Origin of the sequence: Sphingomonas sp. DC1600-2 (assembly GCF_049897605.1) — a bacterium.
Lineage (GTDB): Bacteria > Pseudomonadota > Alphaproteobacteria > Sphingomonadales > Sphingomonadaceae > Sphingomonas.
Genome location: NZ_JAFCWO010000001.1, coordinates 235898 through 252102, shown reverse-complemented (window position 1 = coordinate 252102; position 16205 = coordinate 235898). Strand labels below are relative to the sequence as shown.

Below are 16205 nucleotides of genomic sequence, written 5' to 3'. Positions count from 1 at the left end.
CCACTTGGTCTTATCGCCTTCCGCCATTATGGAGGCGCAAATCCTCGGGGAAAAGCCTTGATCCTGACTGCCGCCCTGCCCGTGCTCGCCAATGCCGCCTCGGCCGCGCAGGGCCACCTCCATTTCGCCGATCTCCACCTCAATCCGGTGGCGATCGACCTGCGTTTCTTCCAGATCAAATGGTATTCGATCGCCTATATCACCGGCATTCTGGTCGGCTGGTGGTATTTGCTGAAGCTGCTGCGCCAGCCGGGCGCGCCGATGGCACGCCGCCATGCCGACGATCTGGTGTTCTACGCCACGCTCGGCATCATCCTTGGCGGGCGGCTGGGCTATGCGCTGTTCTACGCGCCGCAATTGCTGACCAAATGGGGCCTGTTCAAGCTGTGGGATGGTGGCATGTCCTTCCACGGCGGGATGATCGGCACCTCGATCGGCATCATCCTGTTTGCGCGCTCGCAAAAGCTCGATTGGCTCCGCGTCCACGATTATCTCGCCTGCGCGGTGCCGTTCGGTCTGTTCTTTGGGCGGATCGCGAATTTCGTGAACGGCGAATTGTGGGGCAAGCCGTCCGACGTGCCGTGGGCAATCGTGTTCAACGACACCGTACAAAGCGGCATGATCGAACCCGCGCGCCACCCGAGCCAATTGTACGAAGCCGGGCTGGAGGGCGTCGCCTTGTTCGCGGTGCTGTGGTTCGCCTTCTGGAAGACCAAGGCGCGCTATGAGCCGGGCAAATTGGTCGGGCTGTTCCTGCTTGGCTATGGTCTCGCACGCTTCACCGTCGAGTTCTTCCGCGAGCCCGATGCGCAATTCAACGATTGGTGGGGCGGCTTCTTCGCGCACACAATCCATATGGGACAGGTGCTGACGCTGCCGATGATTATCGGTGGGCTTTATCTGATCGTCACCGCTAAGGGCCGCCGCCACCGCGTCGTACCGATCGCGGGCGACGCGAGCGTGGCCTAACCTTCTCCCCTCCCGCTTGCGGGAGGGGACGGGGGAGGGCATGGCACTTTCGATATGCTGACGGACTCCTCTCCCCCAGCCCCTCTCGCAAGCGCGAGGGGAGATTTGGCCGACCGCCTCGCCCGTGCGATCACGCTGGCCGGTCCGATTTCGCTCGCGCAGTTCATGGCGGCGGCCAACCAGCATTATTATGCGACGCGCGATCCGCTGGGCAGCGGCGGCGATTTCACCACCGCGCCCGAAATCAGCCAGATGTTCGGCGAACTGATCGGGCTGTGGGGTGCCGATCTGTGGGACCGCGCCGGGCGACCGCCAGCGGCATGGGTCGAACTCGGCCCCGGTCGGGGGACGCTCTCGACCGATGCGCTGCGCGCGGCGGGCAAGGCCGGTTTCACCCCGCCGGTGCATCTGGTGGAGACCAGCCCGGTGCTGCGCGCGGCGCAAGCCGACCGCTTGGCCGATGCGACCTGGCACGACGCGATCGATACACTGCCAACCGATCGCCCGCTGATAGTGGTCGCCAATGAATTCTTCGACGCGCTGCCGATCCGCCAACTCGTCAAAGGCGCGGGCGGCTGGTTCGAGCGGGTGGTCGCGTGTCAGGACACGTTGTTCCTTCCGATCGCGGGCAAGCAAGTGCCCGACGGCGTTATCCCCGAGGCGTTGCGCGCCGCGCAGGCAGGCTCGGTGATCGAGACGTCTCCCGCCAGCGTGGCGATCCTGCGCGGCCTTGCCCAGCGGATCGTCATACAAGGCGGGGCGCTGCTGGTGATCGATTATGGCTATCACGGCCCCGCGATCGGCGACACGCTGCAAGCGGTGCGCGGCCATGCTTACGCCAACCCGTTCGACATGCCGGGCGAGCAGGATCTGACCGCACATGTCGATTTCGGCACGCTCGCCGCCGCCGCGACGGTCGAGGGCGCGCAGGTCGCGGGTCCGGTCGGGCAAGGCGCGTTCCTCGGCGCGCTCGGCATCGCCGCCCGCGCTGCTGCGCTTGCCACTGCCGCGCCCGATCGCGCCGAAGGCATTGCCGCCGATCACCAGCGCCTCACCCAGGCGATGGGCACTTTATTCCAGGTTCTGGCGGTTTCCTCCCCCGACTGGCCACTCCCAGCGGGGTTTGCATGATCCACTACCGTGACGCCCGGACGATCGACGGGCCTCCGCTTGCCGCAATGGCGCGCCAGTCCTTCACCGAGACCTTCGGGATGCTCTATCCCGAATCCGATCTGAACGCCTTTCTCGACGAGGCGTTCGGCCCCAATGGCTTGCCCGCCCAACTCTCCGATCCCGATTTCGCGATCCGGCTGGCGCTCGACGATGGGCAGATCATCGGGTTCGTCAAAATGGGGCCGGTCACCTTCCCCGGCGAATGGCGTCCCGATGCGATCGAGCTGTACCAATTCTATGTGCTCAGCGGATGGCACGGCCAGGGCGTGGCGCAGGAACTGATGGCGTGGTCGCTCGACCATGCGCGCAGCCACGGCGCGCGCGAAGTGATCCTGAGCGTCTATGTCGACAATCACAGGGCGCATCGTTTCTATGAAAAATACGGTTTCCGCGACATTGGGCGGATCGCGTTCCGCGTCGGCGCGACCGTCGATGACGACAATCTGATGCGGCTGGTGCTGTGAGCGCGCTGGCAGCGGTCGAGGTGATCCGCGCACCCATGCTGGCGGGGACCCAGCATGGCTTTCTCGGGCGGATCGGCGGCATATCAAAGGGTATCCATGCCGGGCTGAACGTCGGCATCGGCTCCGACGACGATGCCGCCGCCGTCGCCGAAAATCGCGCGCGGGCCGTCGCGGCGGTGCTGCCGGGCGCGCGATTGCTGTCGCCCTATCAAGTGCATTCCGCCGAGTGCGTCACCGTGGCCACGCCGTTTGAAGACACTGCACGCCCGCATGCCGATGCGCTGGTGACCGATCGCCCGGGCCTGGCGCTCGGCATCGTCACCGCCGATTGCGCGCCGGTGTTGCTGGCGGATGTGCAGGCCGGAATCATCGGAGCGGCGCACGCGGGATGGAAAGGGGCGCTCGGCGGCGTCACCGATGCCACCATTCAGGCGATGGAAGCGCTCGGCGCACAGCGCGACCGCATCGCCGCCGCGATCGGCCCGTGCATCGCGCGCGCCAGTTACGAAGTGGACGAAGCCTTTGCGCGCCGCTTCGAGGCCAACGACCCGGCCAATGAACGCTTCTTCGCCGAAGGCCGCGCGGGCCATTTCCAGTTCGACCTGGAAGCCTATGTCGCGCACCGCCTCGCCACCGCCGGGGTGACGCGGGTCGCGATGCTCGGGCTCGACACTTATGCCGATGAAGCGCGCTTCTTCAGCTTCCGCCGCGCGACGCATCGCGGTGAGCCTGGCTATGGGCGTCAGATTTCGATCATCGGCCTCTGACGCCTCGCCAAGCGGGCGACCAAAAGCCCTTTACCGGGTCTTCACTTCGTCGGGATTGGTCAATTGCGCGACGATCCAGCCATTGCCGTCAGGGTCCTGCAGCATGGTGAAGCGTCCCCATGGCTGTTCGTCGACCGGTGACACCGTCGCCCCTGCCGCCGCCAGCCGGGCATGTTCGGCGTCGATATCGTCCACCGCCAACATCAGCCCCTGCACCGATCCGGGCGGCATCGCGTCGAACCACGTCACCAGCGCAACCGTCGCGCCACCATCCTTGGGCTGCAACTGAACCCAGCGCATGTCGGGCCCCATCGCCTCGTCGCGCAACACCACCAGCCCAAGTGTTTCCACATAAAAGCGCCGCGCCCGTGCCACATCGGTCACGGGCACCGAAACGATTGCGATCGGCATATCCTGTCCCCCCAAGGATCTGCCGCGAAATAGTATCATTCGAGACTATCTCGCGGTAAGGCTTCCTATCATTTTTCGACGCAGGATGCACCCTCATGGCGAAGCCGACCGACCAGACCGACCCCCAGACCGAAGCCGATCTGACCGGCGTCGCCCCGCGCACCAAGCCCAAGCCCTCGATCGAGAAGATCGGCGATCGCAAGCTGAAGGCCTCCACGCTGATGATGGGCCACGGCTATGATCCGATGCTGTCGGAAGGCTCGCTCAAACCGCCGATCTTCGCCACCTCGACCTATGTTTTCCCCAATGCAGCCGCAGGCAAGCGCCATTTCGAGGGTGTTACCGGCAAGCGCCCCGGCGGCTCCGAAGGGCTGGTCTATTCGCGGTTCAACGGCCCGAATCAGGAAATCCTTGAGGATCGCCTGGGCGTGTGGGAAGAGGCCGAGGACGCATTGGTGTTCTCCAGCGGCATGTCGGCGATCGCGACGCTGTTCCTGTCGATGGTCAAACCCGGCGATACCATCGTCCATTCGGGCCCGCTTTATGCCGCGACCGAGACGCTGATCGCGCGCATTCTCGGTCGCTTCGGCGTGCATTGGCTCGATTTCCCGGCGGGCGCGACGCGGGAAGAGATCGATGCGGTGATGAGCAAGGCGGCGACCGGCAATGTCGCTTTGATCTATCTCGAAAGCCCCGCCAACCCGACCAACGCGCTGGTCGATATCCAGGCAGTGGCGGCGAGCCGCGACGCGATCTTCAAGGGCGCGAAGCCGCCGATCGCAATCGACAATACCTTCCTCGGCCCGCTCTGGCTCAAACCGCTTGAGCATGGCGCGGACATCGTCGTCTATTCGCTGACCAAATATGCCGGCGGGCATAGCGATCTGGTCGCGGGCGGTGTGCTCGGGTCCAAGGAGCATATCAACACCATCCGGCTGATGCGCAACACGATCGGCACGATCTGTGACCCCAACACCGCCTGGATGCTGATGCGCAGCCTCGAAACGCTGGAATTGCGGATGAGCCGTGCGGGCGAGAATGCGGTCAAGGTGTGTGGCTTCCTGCGCAGCCACCCCAAGGTCGAGCGAGTCGGCTATCTTGGCTTCCTAGCCGATACGCCGGGGATGGAGCGCCAGGCGGATATCTATGCGCGCCATTGCACCGGCGCGGGATCGACTTTTTCGTTGATCCTGAAGGGTGGCGAGAAAGAAGCCTTTGCGTTCCTCGACGCGCTGAAAATCGCCAAACTGGCGGTGTCGCTGGGCGGCACCGAAACGCTCGCCTCGCACCCGGCGGCGATGACGCATCTGTCGGTGCCCGATGCGCGCAAGCAGGCGCTCGGCATCACCGACAATCTCGTGCGCATCTCGATCGGGGTCGAGGATGCGGATGATCTGATTGCCGATTTCGACCAGGCCCTCGCGGCGATCTGACAAGCGTGGCCCGGGTGGCGCAAAGTGTCGCCCGGGCTGACCATCATGCCGCGACCGGTGCTGGCTCCAGCAGCAACGGCAGCGACGATTCGATCCAGTCCGCCAGCGCGGCGACTCGGTCCGCCGCCTCACGCCCCAACGGGGTCAGCGTATAGTCGACGCGCGGTGGCACCTCGGCATAGCTCCGCCGATCGACCAGGCGACATCCTTCCAATTGCTGCAACGTCTGCGCCAGCATCCGCTCGCTCACGCCGCTGACCTTGCGACGCAGCGCACTGAAGCGCAGCGTGCCTGATCGCAACGAGAGCAGGGTCAGCACCCCCCATTTGCTGGTGACATGGTTGAGGATGAGACGGGACGGGCAATCCGGGCTCAGCACATCGCCGCGTTCCAAAGCGTCCGAAAGCGGGGTGGCGCTCCACTCTACCATTTCATCACTTACCTTTTTGTGCGTACCTATTTTTCATAAGCTACACGCCTAGATGGTGCGTCTCAATGGTTTTGGGAGTGCTATCATGATTGCTGTTACCGGAGCGTCGGGCCAACTCGGCCGCCTTGTTATCGCTGGCCTGCTCGAGAAAGTTGCCCCCGAGACGATCGTTGCGCTGGTGCGTGACCCTGCCAAGCTGGCCGATTTGGCCGCACAGGGGGTGGTTGTCCGAGCGTTTGACTATAATCACGCCGAAACCCTTGTCGGCGCGCTCGCCGGGGTCGATCGCCTGCTGCTGATCTCGTCGAGCGAGATCGGCCAGCGCGTGGCGCAGCATCAGGCCGTGATCGCCGCCGCCAAGGCCGCCGGGGTCGGCTTCATCGCCTATACCAGCCTCCTCCATGCCGACACCAACCCGCTCAACCTCGCGATCGAACATCGTGCGACCGAACTGGCCCTGGCCGACAGCGGCGTGCCGCACGCGCTGCTCCGCAATGGCTGGTACACTGAAAACTATGCGCAAAGCGCCCCGATGGCGGTCGCGCATGGGGCGGTGTTGGGGAGCGCGGGCGCGGGCCGCATTTCGGGGGCGGCGCGCGCCGATTACGCGGCGGCGGCCGTGGCCGTGCTGACCGCACTGGAAGCCAAGCCCGCGACCTATGAACTGGCGGGCGACGATGCCTTTACGCTGGCCGATCTGGCGGGGGCGCTGAGCGATCTTTCGGGCAAGGCCGTCGTCTATCAGGACCTTCCCGAAGCCGACTATCGCGTTGCGCTGGAGGGGGTCGGCCTGCCCGCACCGATTGCGGCGATGCTGGCCGAAAGCGACACCAAGGCGGCCAACGGCGCGCTGTTCGACGATCGCCATGCGTTGAGCGCCTTGATCGGCCGACCAACCACGCCGTGGCGCACGACGCTGGAAAGTGCGCTTAACGGGTGAAGCGGGTGCCGTGGGTGGTGGTTCGCCGCTTGCCCACGGCCAGCAACCTGGCAATGGTGCGCGAATGACCGAGCCCGACTTCATCGCAGGCCTGCCCAAGGCCGAACTCCACCTCCATATCGAGGGCAGCCTTGAGCCCGAACTGATGTTCGCGCTCGCGCAGCGCAACCAGGTCAGCATTCCTTTCGCCAGCGTCGAGGATGTCCGCGCCGCCTATAACTTCTCGCGGCTACAGGATTTTCTGGACATTTATTATGCCGGGGCGGACGTGCTGCGGACAGCGCAGGATTTCCACGATCTCGCCGCCGCCTATTTCGCTCGCGCGGCCGCCGATGGCGTCGTCCATGCCGAAATCATGTTCGATCCGCAGACGCACACCGCGCGCGGTATTGCCTTCGACACGGTCATCACCGGGCTGCTCTCCGCCATTGCCGACGCGGAGGCGAAGCACGGCATGACGGTGCTGCTGATCATGAGTTTCCTGCGCCACCTCGACGAAGCCGATGCCTTTGCCACGTTGGAGGCCGCCGAGCCCTGGCTCGACCGGATTGCGGCGGTCGGGCTCGACTCGTCCGAACTCGGCCACCCGCCGGAGAAGTTCGCGCGCGTCTTCGCCGCGGCCCGGGCGAAGGGCTTGAAGCTGGTCGCGCATGCCGGGGAGGAGGGGCCGCCCGACTATGTGCTGCAGGCGCTGGACGTGATCGGCGTCGACCGGCTCGACCATGGCAATCGCAGTCTGGAGGACCCGCTGCTCGTCACGCGGCTCGCGCGCATGGGCATGACGCTGACGGTGTGTCCGCTCTCCAACCTCAAGCTGTGCGTGGTGGACGATATGGCCGCACACCCGATCGACCGGATGCTGCGCGCGGGGCTGCGCGCGACGGTCAATTCGGACGACCCGGCCTATTTCGGTGGCTATGTCGCCGACAATTACCGCGCTGTGGCGGCGGCGCGCGGGCTGGGCCGCGCCGATCTCGTCACGCTGGCGCGCAACAGTTTCCTGGGCTCGTTCCTGCCCGATGCCGCCGTGGCGGAGCATCTGGCGCGGCTGGATGCCTATGTGGAGGCGGCGGCATGACGATCTACACCCCGATCCCGCAGGACCGCTTCGTCGCCGATATCCGCCTGTTGGCGGCGCGGTTGAGCGAAGATGCGGCCTGGGTGCCGACCTTCCTGATCGGCATTGGGCGCGGCGGGCTGGTTCCGGCGGTGTTCCTGAGTCACGCAAGCGGCCTGCCGATGCTTTCGGTCGATTTCTCGGCGCAGGTCGAGGATTTCGCGCTCGACCCGATCGCGCGGCTGGCGGCGCGGACCAAGGCGGGCGAGCGTTTCCTGTTCCTCGACGACATCAACGATACGGGCCGCACGATCGCGCGGTTGCGGGCGATGCTGGCGGCGGCGGGCGCGGTGCCGGGCAGCGTGCGCTTCGCGACGCTGCTCGACAATATCCGCTCGGGCGAGCGCGTCGAATATCATGCCCGCGAAATCGACCGCGCGGTGACCAAGGACTGGTTCGTCTTCCCGTGGGAAGCGGTCGCGCCCGACCTCGCGATCCAGGCCGATGCCGCCGCGGTGCCGGAGCGGACGGCTTAACCGTCGCCGACTTGCCCGCGCCCCGTTCGTTTCGAGCGTAGTCGAGAAACAGCAACACGCGCTGTGCCAGGTTTCTCGACTTCGCTCGAAACGAACGGGAGCGGTGGCGTCCGCCCTTAACCGTCGCCGACGCGCTCGATATCGGCCCCGACCGCGCTCAGCTTTTCCTCGAGCCGCTCATAACCGCGATCGAGGTGATAGACGCGGCTGACTTGCGTCTCGCCCTCGGCGACGAGCCCGGCGATGATCAGGCTCATCGAGGCGCGCAGATCGGTCGCCATCACCGGCGCGCCGACCAATTTGGGCACGCCGCGCACCACGGCGGTGCGGCCCTGCACGAGGATGTCCGCGCCCATCCGCGCCAGTTCGGGCACGTGCATGTAACGGTTCTCGAAGATCGTCTCGGTCAGTACGCTGGCACCGTCGGCCAGGCACAGCATCGCCATGAACTGCGCCTGCATATCGGTCGCGAAGCCGGGGAACGGCGCGGTCGACAGCGTCAGCGGCTTGATGCCGTTGGTCGCGGAAACCAGCAGATTCTCACCGCGCTCCTCCAGCGTCACCCCGGCCGCGATCAAGGCGGCGGTGGTTGCACGCATATCGTCCATCTTCACGCCGACCAGTTCGACCGAACCGCCCGTAATGGCGGCGGCGCAGGCATAGCTGCCCGCTTCGATCCGGTCGGGCATCACGCGATAGGTTGCGCCGTGCAGCCGGTCGACACCTTCGATCTCGAGCGTTTCGGTGCCGATCCCCGAAATCTTGGCACCCATCGCCACCAGCAGATTGCACAGGTCGACGATCTCGGGCTCGCGCGCGGCATTCTCGATCCGGCTGCCACCCTTGGCCAGCACCGCCGCCATCACGACATTCTCGGTCGCCCCGACCGACACGATCGGGAAGGTGTATTTGCCGCCCGACAGACGCCCGCCCGGCGCGACAGCCTTCACATAGCCTGCCGCCATCTCAAGCTGAGCGCCGATCGCCTCCAGCGCCTTCAGATGCAGATCGATCGGGCGATTGCCGATCGCGCAGCCGCCGGGCAGCGACACCGTCGCTTCGCCCGCGCGCCCGATCAGCGGGCCGAGCACCAGGATCGAAGCGCGCATTTTCCGCACGATGTCATACGGGGCTTCGGTCGCGGTGAGCTTACCGGCGCGGATCGTCATCACGCGACCGAAATCCTCGGGCCGCGCGCCCTCGATTCGAGTCGAGCAGCCAAGCTGGTTGAGCAAATGCCCGAAGCTGTCGACATCGGCGAGTCGCGGCAGATTGCGCAGCGTCACCGGCTCCTCGGTCAGCAAGGCGCACGGCATCAGCGTGAGCGCGGCGTTCTTTGCACCGGAAATGGGAAGACGGCCCGACAGGCGATTGCCGCCGCGAATGAGAATACGATCCATGGATCTCGTTTATCGCCTCGCACCGCCCGCGCAAGCACGATAGGCGAATTGCGACGAGGCGCGCAGAAACGTCCGGCTAAATCAGGCCTTTTCCAACATGCATTGCAGCGGATGCTGGTTCTGCCGCGCGAAATCGATGACCTGGCTGACCTTGGTCTCGGCGACTTCGTAGCTGAAGATGCCGCACACCCCGACGCCCTTCTGGTGGACATGGAGCATCACCCGGGTCGCCGCCTCCATATCCATGCGGAAGAAGCGCTGCAGCACGAGCACGACGAACTCCATCGGGGTGTAATCGTCATTGAGCAGCAGCACGCGATAAGGCGTCGGCTGCTTGGTCTTGGCGCGGGTGCGCGTCGCGACGCCCAGGCCAGTGCCGTCGTCCGGCCCGTCCCCGGTTCCGTCATCACGGCGTTCCGCCATCGAGATTGCGCTACGGTCGATCATCTGTTGCCTAAAATATGGCATTGCCGGGGGTGAGGGCAAGGGGGCAAACGAAAAGGGCGGCCCCAGCCGGGACCGCCCTCTCCTGTCCGATGCGGACGAAGATCGGCTTATGCGCTGATCTTGATCTTCTCGGCGGCAAGCGCGACGCGGTTCGAGATCGGCTGCGCGACCTCACCGGCGAGCTTCACCAGCGACTCGGTGTTCTTCGAGGTTTCGGCGACGATCGAGTCGAACGCGCTGCGGACATAATCGCTCTGCAGCTTGAAGAAGTCCGACGGGGTCTTGACGCTCGACAGGCTCTTCAGCGCGGCGGTCGCGCCTTCGAAATGCTTGCGGCTATATTCGGCAGCGTCCTGGCCAAACGTTTCGATGCCCTTGGCGGCGATCTTCGACGATTCGACGATCGCCTCGACATTGCCCTTCGAGAATTCGTTGAATTCCTCGACCAGCTTGGTGCCCTTTTCAACGGCGGTCTTGGTGCGATCGTTGACATCGGCGAACAGGGCCTTGGCCTGTTCCTGGACCTTGTCGGTAGCGGCTTTGATGGTGTTTTCCATGGTGAAGATTTCCTTCTGCGTAACGGTCGGCGCGGCGGCGGCGACGGGTTTGGGGGCTTCGACGGTAAGAACCGGGTCAGGGATACGAACAGGCTCGGGCGCGGACACCGCTAGAGCGGGCACTTGGGGTGCTGCTGCAATCGGTGCCGGTGCGACCTCGTCGACGGCAGGGGCCACGACGACCGGTTCGGGCACTTCCGGGACCGGGGCCGGAAGCACTGCAGGAACCGGTGGGGTTTTCACCGCAGCGGCGGCGGTCCGTGTCTTGGGAGCAGCGGGTTTTGCGGGAGCGACGCCAGCCTCGGCCACGGCCGATGGTCCGGCCACCTTCGCGGCCGGTTTTGAGGCTTTCGGTGCCGCGTCTGACTTTGGGCCCTTGCTTGCCATGATCGGATCTCTCCTACACCAATGCTGCACTGCAATATAGCAGCATTGGTGCCAAATGCAAGCGAAATGTTGCACTGCAACATAAGTGAAACTCCGTAGTTTCGGCCCTCCCCTTCGATCTTTAACGCTGCTTTACGTAACGTCCGGGCGCGTCCTCGAGTGCCTCGAGCAAACCCTTGCCCGGTTGGCGTGGGCCCTTGGCGGGGACCGTCGCCGCGTCCTGATCACGCAGCCAAGCGACCCAGTCGGGCCACCAGCTCCCCTTGGTCTCCTGTGCCCCGGCGACAAACGCCTCGAGCGTCTCGACCGGCTCGGGATTGAGCCAATATTGATATTTGTTCGCGCTCGGCGGATTGACCACGCCGGCAATATGCCCGGATCCCGCCAGCACGAACCGGCGCTCGCCAGAGAACAGCCGCATCAGCGCCCACACGCTTTCGGCCGGTGCGATATGGTCCTCGCGCCCGGCCTGGATGTAGCTCGGCGTCTTCACCAGCCCGAGATCGATCGGCGTGCCCAGCGCGCTGAGCGCCCCGGCCTTACTCAGCAGATTGTCGCGATACAGGTCGGTCAGATAGCGCATGTGCCACTGCGCGGGCAGGTTGGTGGTGTCGCCATTCCAGTGGAGCAGGTCGAACGGGGCATAATCCTTGCCCAGCAGATAATTGTTGGTGACATAGTTCCAGATCAGGTCGCGCCCGCGCAACTGGTTGAACACCGCCGCCATGTAGCGCCCATCGAGAAAGCCATCCGGGGTGAGCGTCTTGAGCAACTCAAGCTGATCGTCGGCGACGAAATACAGCAATTCCCCGGCTTTCTCGAAATCGACCTGGGCCGTAAAAAAGGTCGCGCTCTTGACCGTGTCGCCTTCCCCTCGCGTCGCCAGCACCGCGAGCGTCGCGGCGAGCGTCGTGCCCGCCACGCAATAGCCGATGGTGTGGACCGCGGGCACCTTCAGCACGCGCCGCACCGTGTCGATCGCATCGATTTGGGCGGCGATATAATCGTCCCAAACCACGTCCTTCATGCTGGCATCGGCCGATCGCCAGGAAACCATGAAGACGGTGATGCCCTGTTCGACCGCCCAGCGAATGAAGCTTTTCTCCGCGGTCAGGTCGAGAATGTAGAAACGGTTGATCCATGGTGGGAAGATCACCAGCGGCACCGCCAGCACGTTGGGCGTGGCCGGGGCATATTGGATCAGTTCGTACAGATCGGTGCGATGGATCACCTTGCCCGGCGTGGTCGCCAGGTTGCGGCCGAGTTCGAACGCGGTCTGGTCGGTGTGCGTCACCTGCCCCTTGGCGAGATCGGCCAACATGTTCTGCAGGCCCTTGAGCAGATTTTCGCCACCGGTCTCGATCGTCTTTTCAAGCACTTCCGGGTTGGTCGCGGGGAAGTTGGACGGGCTGATCGCATCCAGAAAACCGCGCGTAGCAAAGCGCATCTGTTCGCGCTGCTTGTCATCAACGCCCTGGAGCGCGTCGACCTGGGCGAGAAGCTGGTCGGAAAAGAGGAAATAGCTCTGGCGGATCCAGTCGAACAGCGGATCGGCACGCCAGCGCGGATCCTTGAAGCGCTTGTCACGGGTGCGCTCGACCGATTCTTCCGCAGCGGGCACTGCCTCGCCGGGGGCGAGCATCCGCTGCCACAGAGAGACGCTGTCGGCCCAAAAATCGCGCACGCGGCCCATCGTGGCGGGATCGGTCAGCCCCGGAATCGGCGGCAACGCCGATTCCGCCGCGCCGAGTGTCGACAGGCCCTGTTCCAGCAACATCTGCTGCGCGCGACCGAGGACCCAGGTCCAATGCTGCAACTCGGCGAGGCTGGGCATGGCGGCAGCGCTAGCATTCGTGGATTCGGCCATGACATCCTCTTCTGGTGCGGGCGAGCATACCCCGATCTCGCCCTTGCGCGAAAGCGCGGATCACCACGCGTGCGGCGAAACCCGCGCGCTTCGTTATATTGGTGTGCGGCGGGGTGACGGCGCGACACATAATGGCGTAAGGAAGGACTCCCTCCAGCCGGAATCCCTGCAATGTCCGACGAATTCTATCGCATCAAGCGCCTGCCGCCCTATGTCATCGCCGAAGTGAACGCGATGCGAGCGGAAGCGCGGGCGACCGGCGAGGACATCATCGATCTCGGCATGGGCAACCCCGATCTTCCGCCGCCACCGCATGTCATCGAGAAATTGATCGAAGTGGTGCGCAAGCCCGACGCGCATGGCTATTCGCAGTCCAAGGGCATTCCGGGGCTGCGCCGCGCGCAGGCCAATTATTACGGCCGCCGCTTCGGCGTCGATGTCGACCCAGAGACCGAAGTCGTGGTGACGATGGGGTCAAAGGAAGGGCTCGCCAGCCTCGCCACCGCGATCACCGCGCCGGGCGACGTCGTGCTCGCGCCCAACCCGTCTTACCCGATCCACACCTTCGGCTTCATCATCGCCGGCGCGACGATCCGCGCAGTGCCGACGACGCCCGACGACGCCTATTTCGAGTCGCTGGAACGCGCGATGGCCTTCACCGTCCCGCGCCCCTCGATCCTGGTGGTCAACTATCCCTCCAACCCCACCGCCGAAGCGGTCGACCTGGCTTTTTACGAGCGGCTTGTCGCCTGGGCGAAGGAGAATAAGGTCTGGATCATCTCCGACCTCGCTTATTCGGAGCTCTATTTCGACGGCAAGCCGACGCCATCGATCCTGCAGGTGCCGGGCGCGAAGGACATCGCAATCGAGTTCACCTCGCTCAGCAAAACCTATTCGATGGCGGGCTGGCGGATCGGCTTCGCGGTCGGCAACAAGACGTTGATCGCGGCGATGAGCCGGGTGAAATCCTATCTCGATTATGGCGCGTTCACGCCGATCCAGGCGGCGGCGTGCGCGGCGCTCAACGGCCCGCAGGACATCGTCGAGACCAATCGCCAACTCTACCACAAGCGCCGCGACGTGCTGGTCGAGAGTTTCGGCCGCGCCGGGTGGGACATTCCCGCCCCGCCCGCATCGATGTTCGCCTGGGCCCCGCTACCGCCCGCGCTCGCGCACCTAGGCAGCCTTGAGTTCTCCAAACAATTACTGACTCACGCCAAGGTCGCGGTTGCGCCAGGGGTGGGATACGGTGAAAACGGGGAAGGCTTTGTGCGCATCGCGATGGTCGAAAACGAACAAAGGCTCCGCCAGGCGGCGCGCAACGTGAAGAAATATCTGGTGTCGATGGGGGTTAATATTCCCAGCGCAAAGGCCGGCTGACCGCCGCCCCGGATGATCATCACCCCGCTGTATTCGCTGGCCGGCGTCCTCGTCGGGCTACTCGTCGGGCTGACCGGAGTCGGCGGGGGATCGTTGATGACGCCGCTGCTGGTGCTCGCCTTCGGTTTTCATCCGGCGACCGCCGTCGGCACCGACCTGCTCTATGCGTCCGCCACCAAGAGCGTGGGGACGACGGTGCATGGCTGGCGCGGGACGGTCGACTGGCACGTGGTGGCGCGACTCGCCGCCGGCAGCGTGCCCGCGACGATCCTGACGATCATCGTGCTGCATTACGCATCGGAAAAGCAGGATACCGGCCATGCGATCTCGGCGGCGCTGGGCGTCACGCTGGTGCTGTCGGCGGTGGCGACGATCTTCCGGGCGCGCATCGTGGGCTCGCTGACGCGCCTGTTCGGCACGATCGGGACTGCGCGGCTTAAATGGCTGACGGTGCTGCTCGGTGCGGTGCTGGGGGTGCTGGTGTCGGTTACCTCGGTCGGCGCGGGGGCACTTGGCATGACCGCATTGCTGATCCTCTATCCGACCTTGCCGATCAACCGGCTGGTCGGGTCCGATATTGCCCATGCGGTGCCGCTGACGCTGCTCGGGGGCTTTGGCCACTGGCTGCTCGGGTCGGTCGATGGGACGTTGCTGTTTTCGCTGCTGCTCGGGTCTATTCCTGGAATCATCGTTGGCAGTTTGGTCGCATCCCGCATATCCGACCGCGTCTTGCGCCCGATTCTCGCAGCGGTGCTTGCCATCGTCGGTTTAAGGCTCTTGTTTTGATGACGCGTCCCGGTTTCGCTTTTTCGACTCGTTTCAAGGTCCGCTACGCCGAAATTGACGGGCAGAAGGTGGTCTTCAACTCGCGCTATCTCGAATATGCCGATGTTGCGGTGAGCGAATTCTGGGAATGGACCGGTATCGGTGCCGCGCTCGGCGACGCGTGGACGCACACCGAATTCCATGTCCGCCGCACCGAGATCGACTATCTGAAGCCCTTCGTGTGGGGCGATACGATCGAGGCGTTCGTCCGCATCGCGCGGGTCGGCGGGTCGAGCCTGACGCAGCGCTTCGAGCTATGTCATGCGGAGACGGGCGCGTTGCACACCGTGATCGACATGGTGATCGTCAACGTCCACTTGCCCACCGGCAAGCCGCTTCCGATCAGTGATGACATCCGCGCCTATCTGGACACGCTGCCGACGGCGTAAGCCTGCGCTACTTTTGAAAGCCGACCGTCAAATCGAAGCGGATCCGCACCCACGCGCCGATCATCGGCTTGCCGCCGATCCGCGGCGGGCGAACCCGGAACTGCCATGCCGCCAGCCGCAGCGCGCGCGCCAGCCCGCCGCCCGGCGGCGATTCATCAAGCGACCGACAATTCTCGACGCGATAATCCGGCGCGGTCTTGCACGCGATCAGCGCCCAGCCCGACCCCGATTTGGCGTAATCCTGGAGATAAGGCTTCAACTCGGCATCGCGCGGCTCGCGATACCATTCGGCATTGTAGAGCGCAGCACCCCCCGGCCCCTGGCCCGGGCCATAGGCGGCCACGCTGTCCTTGCCGCTGCCCGAATCGTCGCCCTCACCCTGATGCGCCGGGATCTTGCCAATGTCCGAGGCGGCGAATTCCTCGGAGCTCAACTGGATCAGCTTTGAGGGCACCGGACTTTTCACAGGTGGCGGCGCGACCGGTGGCGGCGGTGCGGCCGAGGCAGTGGTCGTCTGCTTCTGCTTGTGCGCGACCTGGGTCTTTTGCGCCTGTTTGGAAACCACCGGCCCGATCGGCTTCACGTCAAACGTGACGAGCGGCTTCTGCTTCTCGGTCTTATGGAAGATGCCCGTGCCCAGCTGCAGGAGCAGCAACGCGACCAGCGCCTCGACGACCAGTGCAAGCGCGATGCCGCGGAATCGACCTTTGCCTGACTCGGATCGATAGGACATGGCAGACATCGTGCCGCGCCTAGAGTGCGCCGTGCCGCAC

At 64.8% G+C, this 16205-nt stretch carries 18 protein-coding genes; 11 read left to right on the top strand and 7 right to left on the bottom strand.

The genetic code is table 11. The features are described from left to right. Positions 1-57: 57 nt before the first annotated feature. The 4 genes from lgt to pgeF are packed head-to-tail and all read left to right on the top strand — an operon-like array spanning position 58 to position 3373. A complete protein-coding gene (gene lgt, locus ACP7BL_RS01275) occupies positions 58-969 on the top strand; it encodes a prolipoprotein diacylglyceryl transferase (protein ID WP_033966512.1) in 912 nt (303 codons plus the stop codon). Positions 970-1023: 54 nt separating this feature from the next. Beyond that, on the top strand, positions 1024-2100 hold the full coding sequence (locus ACP7BL_RS01270; protein WP_426257411.1) for a class I SAM-dependent methyltransferase: 1077 nt from the start codon (positions 1024-1026) through the stop codon (positions 2098-2100). Continuing rightward, entirely contained in the window at positions 2097-2606 is a 510-nt protein-coding gene (locus ACP7BL_RS01265) for a GNAT family N-acetyltransferase (protein ID WP_126845175.1), read from the top strand. The genes ACP7BL_RS01270 and ACP7BL_RS01265 overlap by 4 nt, the downstream gene beginning before the upstream one ends. Positions 2607-2641: 35 nt before the next feature. Beyond that, positions 2642-3373 carry a peptidoglycan editing factor PgeF gene (gene pgeF, locus ACP7BL_RS01260; RefSeq protein ID WP_426257630.1) on the top strand — a complete coding sequence of 244 codons (732 nt, stop codon included), beginning with the start codon at positions 2642-2644 and terminating at the stop codon, positions 3371-3373. Positions 3374-3403: 30 nt separating this feature from the next. Here the strand turns inward: pgeF and ACP7BL_RS01255 are convergent, their stop codons facing one another. Continuing rightward, complete coding sequence (locus ACP7BL_RS01255; RefSeq protein ID WP_033965316.1) at positions 3404-3784, bottom strand: VOC family protein; 381 nt, start codon at positions 3782-3784, stop codon at positions 3404-3406. 95 nt (positions 3785-3879) lie between these two features. Between ACP7BL_RS01255 and ACP7BL_RS01250 the strand changes: the two genes are divergently transcribed. Beyond that, complete coding sequence (locus ACP7BL_RS01250) at positions 3880-5217, top strand: cystathionine gamma-synthase family protein (RefSeq protein ID WP_033965314.1); 1338 nt, start codon at positions 3880-3882, stop codon at positions 5215-5217. A gap of 43 nt (positions 5218-5260) precedes the next feature. Here ACP7BL_RS01250 and ACP7BL_RS01245 read toward each other — a convergent pair whose 3' ends face one another. Next, entirely contained in the window at positions 5261-5647 is a 387-nt protein-coding gene (locus tag ACP7BL_RS01245; protein WP_033965313.1) for a winged helix-turn-helix transcriptional regulator, read from the bottom strand. 85 nt (positions 5648-5732) lie between these two features. Here ACP7BL_RS01245 and ACP7BL_RS01240 point away from each other — a divergent pair, with 85 nt between their 5' ends. The 3 genes from ACP7BL_RS01240 to ACP7BL_RS01230 all read left to right on the top strand — a co-directional run bounded on the left by ACP7BL_RS01240 (position 5733) and on the right by ACP7BL_RS01230 (position 8180). Then, the gene (locus ACP7BL_RS01240) at positions 5733-6587 is read left to right on the top strand and encodes an NAD(P)H-binding protein (protein ID WP_426257410.1); all 855 of its coding nucleotides are present in this window, start codon (positions 5733-5735) and stop codon (positions 6585-6587) included. A 64-nt stretch (positions 6588-6651) separates the two neighbouring features. Further along, positions 6652-7665, top strand: coding sequence for an adenosine deaminase (locus ACP7BL_RS01235; protein WP_426257409.1), 1014 nt, complete (start codon positions 6652-6654; stop codon positions 7663-7665). Continuing rightward, positions 7662-8180, top strand: a complete 519-nt coding sequence (locus ACP7BL_RS01230; RefSeq protein WP_126845179.1) for a phosphoribosyltransferase — start codon at positions 7662-7664, stop codon at positions 8178-8180. The genes ACP7BL_RS01235 and ACP7BL_RS01230 overlap by 4 nt, the downstream gene beginning before the upstream one ends. Before the next feature lie 116 nt (positions 8181-8296). Here the strand turns inward: ACP7BL_RS01230 and murA are convergent, their stop codons facing one another. The 4 genes from murA to ACP7BL_RS01210 all read right to left on the bottom strand — a co-directional run bounded on the left by murA (position 8297) and on the right by ACP7BL_RS01210 (position 12838). Next, positions 8297-9580 carry a UDP-N-acetylglucosamine 1-carboxyvinyltransferase gene (gene murA, locus ACP7BL_RS01225; protein ID WP_341202693.1) on the bottom strand — a complete coding sequence of 428 codons (1284 nt, stop codon included), beginning with the start codon at positions 9578-9580 and terminating at the stop codon, positions 8297-8299. An 81-nt stretch (positions 9581-9661) separates the two neighbouring features. Beyond that, a complete protein-coding gene (gene clpS / locus ACP7BL_RS01220; RefSeq protein WP_029622891.1) occupies positions 9662-10003 on the bottom strand; it encodes an ATP-dependent Clp protease adapter ClpS in 342 nt (113 codons plus the stop codon). A gap of 131 nt (positions 10004-10134) precedes the next feature. Then, positions 10135-10971 carry a phasin family protein gene (locus tag ACP7BL_RS01215; protein ID WP_426257408.1) on the bottom strand — a complete coding sequence of 279 codons (837 nt, stop codon included), beginning with the start codon at positions 10969-10971 and terminating at the stop codon, positions 10135-10137. 121 nt (positions 10972-11092) lie between these two features. Next, a complete protein-coding gene (locus ACP7BL_RS01210) occupies positions 11093-12838 on the bottom strand; it encodes a PHA/PHB synthase family protein (RefSeq protein WP_426257407.1) in 1746 nt (581 codons plus the stop codon). A 171-nt stretch (positions 12839-13009) separates the two neighbouring features. Here ACP7BL_RS01210 and ACP7BL_RS01205 point away from each other — a divergent pair, with 171 nt between their 5' ends. Genes ACP7BL_RS01205 through ACP7BL_RS01195 form a run of 3 tightly spaced genes read left to right on the top strand, consistent with a single transcriptional unit; the run spans position 13010 to position 15432 of the window. Next, positions 13010-14218: an LL-diaminopimelate aminotransferase gene (locus tag ACP7BL_RS01205; RefSeq protein WP_033965302.1), complete on the top strand. Its 1209-nt coding sequence runs from the start codon at positions 13010-13012 to the stop codon at positions 14216-14218. Between the two features lie 12 nt (positions 14219-14230). Further along, entirely contained in the window at positions 14231-15004 is a 774-nt protein-coding gene (locus ACP7BL_RS01200) for a sulfite exporter TauE/SafE family protein (RefSeq protein ID WP_033965300.1), read from the top strand. Beyond that, positions 15004-15432 carry an acyl-CoA thioesterase gene (locus tag ACP7BL_RS01195; RefSeq protein WP_033965298.1) on the top strand — a complete coding sequence of 143 codons (429 nt, stop codon included), beginning with the start codon at positions 15004-15006 and terminating at the stop codon, positions 15430-15432. The genes ACP7BL_RS01200 and ACP7BL_RS01195 overlap by 1 nt, the downstream gene beginning before the upstream one ends. 7 nt (positions 15433-15439) lie before the next feature. Here the strand turns inward: ACP7BL_RS01195 and ACP7BL_RS01190 are convergent, their stop codons facing one another. Further along, positions 15440-16165 carry a hypothetical protein gene (locus ACP7BL_RS01190; RefSeq protein WP_231565144.1) on the bottom strand — a complete coding sequence of 242 codons (726 nt, stop codon included), beginning with the start codon at positions 16163-16165 and terminating at the stop codon, positions 15440-15442. Positions 16166-16205: the final 40 nt, after the last annotated feature.

Coding starts and splice junctions, on each gene's coding strand:
- pgeF (WP_426257630.1), top strand. CDS start 2,642: ATGCTGGCGGGGACCCAGCATGGCTTTCTCGGGCGGATCGGCGGCATA.
- clpS (WP_029622891.1), bottom strand. CDS start 10,003: ATGGCGGAACGCCGTGATGACGGAACCGGGGACGGGCCGGACGACGGC.
- ACP7BL_RS01205 (WP_033965302.1), top strand. CDS start 13,010: ATGTCCGACGAATTCTATCGCATCAAGCGCCTGCCGCCCTATGTCATC.
- ACP7BL_RS01270 (WP_426257411.1), top strand. CDS start 1,024: ATGCTGACGGACTCCTCTCCCCCAGCCCCTCTCGCAAGCGCGAGGGGA.
- ACP7BL_RS01250 (WP_033965314.1), top strand. CDS start 3,880: ATGGCGAAGCCGACCGACCAGACCGACCCCCAGACCGAAGCCGATCTG.
- ACP7BL_RS01265 (WP_126845175.1), top strand. CDS start 2,097: ATGATCCACTACCGTGACGCCCGGACGATCGACGGGCCTCCGCTTGCC.
- ACP7BL_RS01195 (WP_033965298.1), top strand. CDS start 15,004: ATGACGCGTCCCGGTTTCGCTTTTTCGACTCGTTTCAAGGTCCGCTAC.
- ACP7BL_RS01230 (WP_126845179.1), top strand. CDS start 7,662: ATGACGATCTACACCCCGATCCCGCAGGACCGCTTCGTCGCCGATATC.
- ACP7BL_RS01215 (WP_426257408.1), bottom strand. CDS start 10,971: ATGGCAAGCAAGGGCCCAAAGTCAGACGCGGCACCGAAAGCCTCAAAA.
- ACP7BL_RS01210 (WP_426257407.1), bottom strand. CDS start 12,838: ATGGCCGAATCCACGAATGCTAGCGCTGCCGCCATGCCCAGCCTCGCC.
- ACP7BL_RS01235 (WP_426257409.1), top strand. CDS start 6,652: ATGACCGAGCCCGACTTCATCGCAGGCCTGCCCAAGGCCGAACTCCAC.
- ACP7BL_RS01255 (WP_033965316.1), bottom strand. CDS start 3,784: ATGCCGATCGCAATCGTTTCGGTGCCCGTGACCGATGTGGCACGGGCG.
- murA (WP_341202693.1), bottom strand. CDS start 9,580: ATGGATCGTATTCTCATTCGCGGCGGCAATCGCCTGTCGGGCCGTCTT.
- ACP7BL_RS01190 (WP_231565144.1), bottom strand. CDS start 16,165: ATGTCCTATCGATCCGAGTCAGGCAAAGGTCGATTCCGCGGCATCGCG.
- ACP7BL_RS01245 (WP_033965313.1), bottom strand. CDS start 5,647: ATGGTAGAGTGGAGCGCCACCCCGCTTTCGGACGCTTTGGAACGCGGC.
- ACP7BL_RS01240 (WP_426257410.1), top strand. CDS start 5,733: ATGATTGCTGTTACCGGAGCGTCGGGCCAACTCGGCCGCCTTGTTATC.
- ACP7BL_RS01200 (WP_033965300.1), top strand. CDS start 14,231: ATGATCATCACCCCGCTGTATTCGCTGGCCGGCGTCCTCGTCGGGCTA.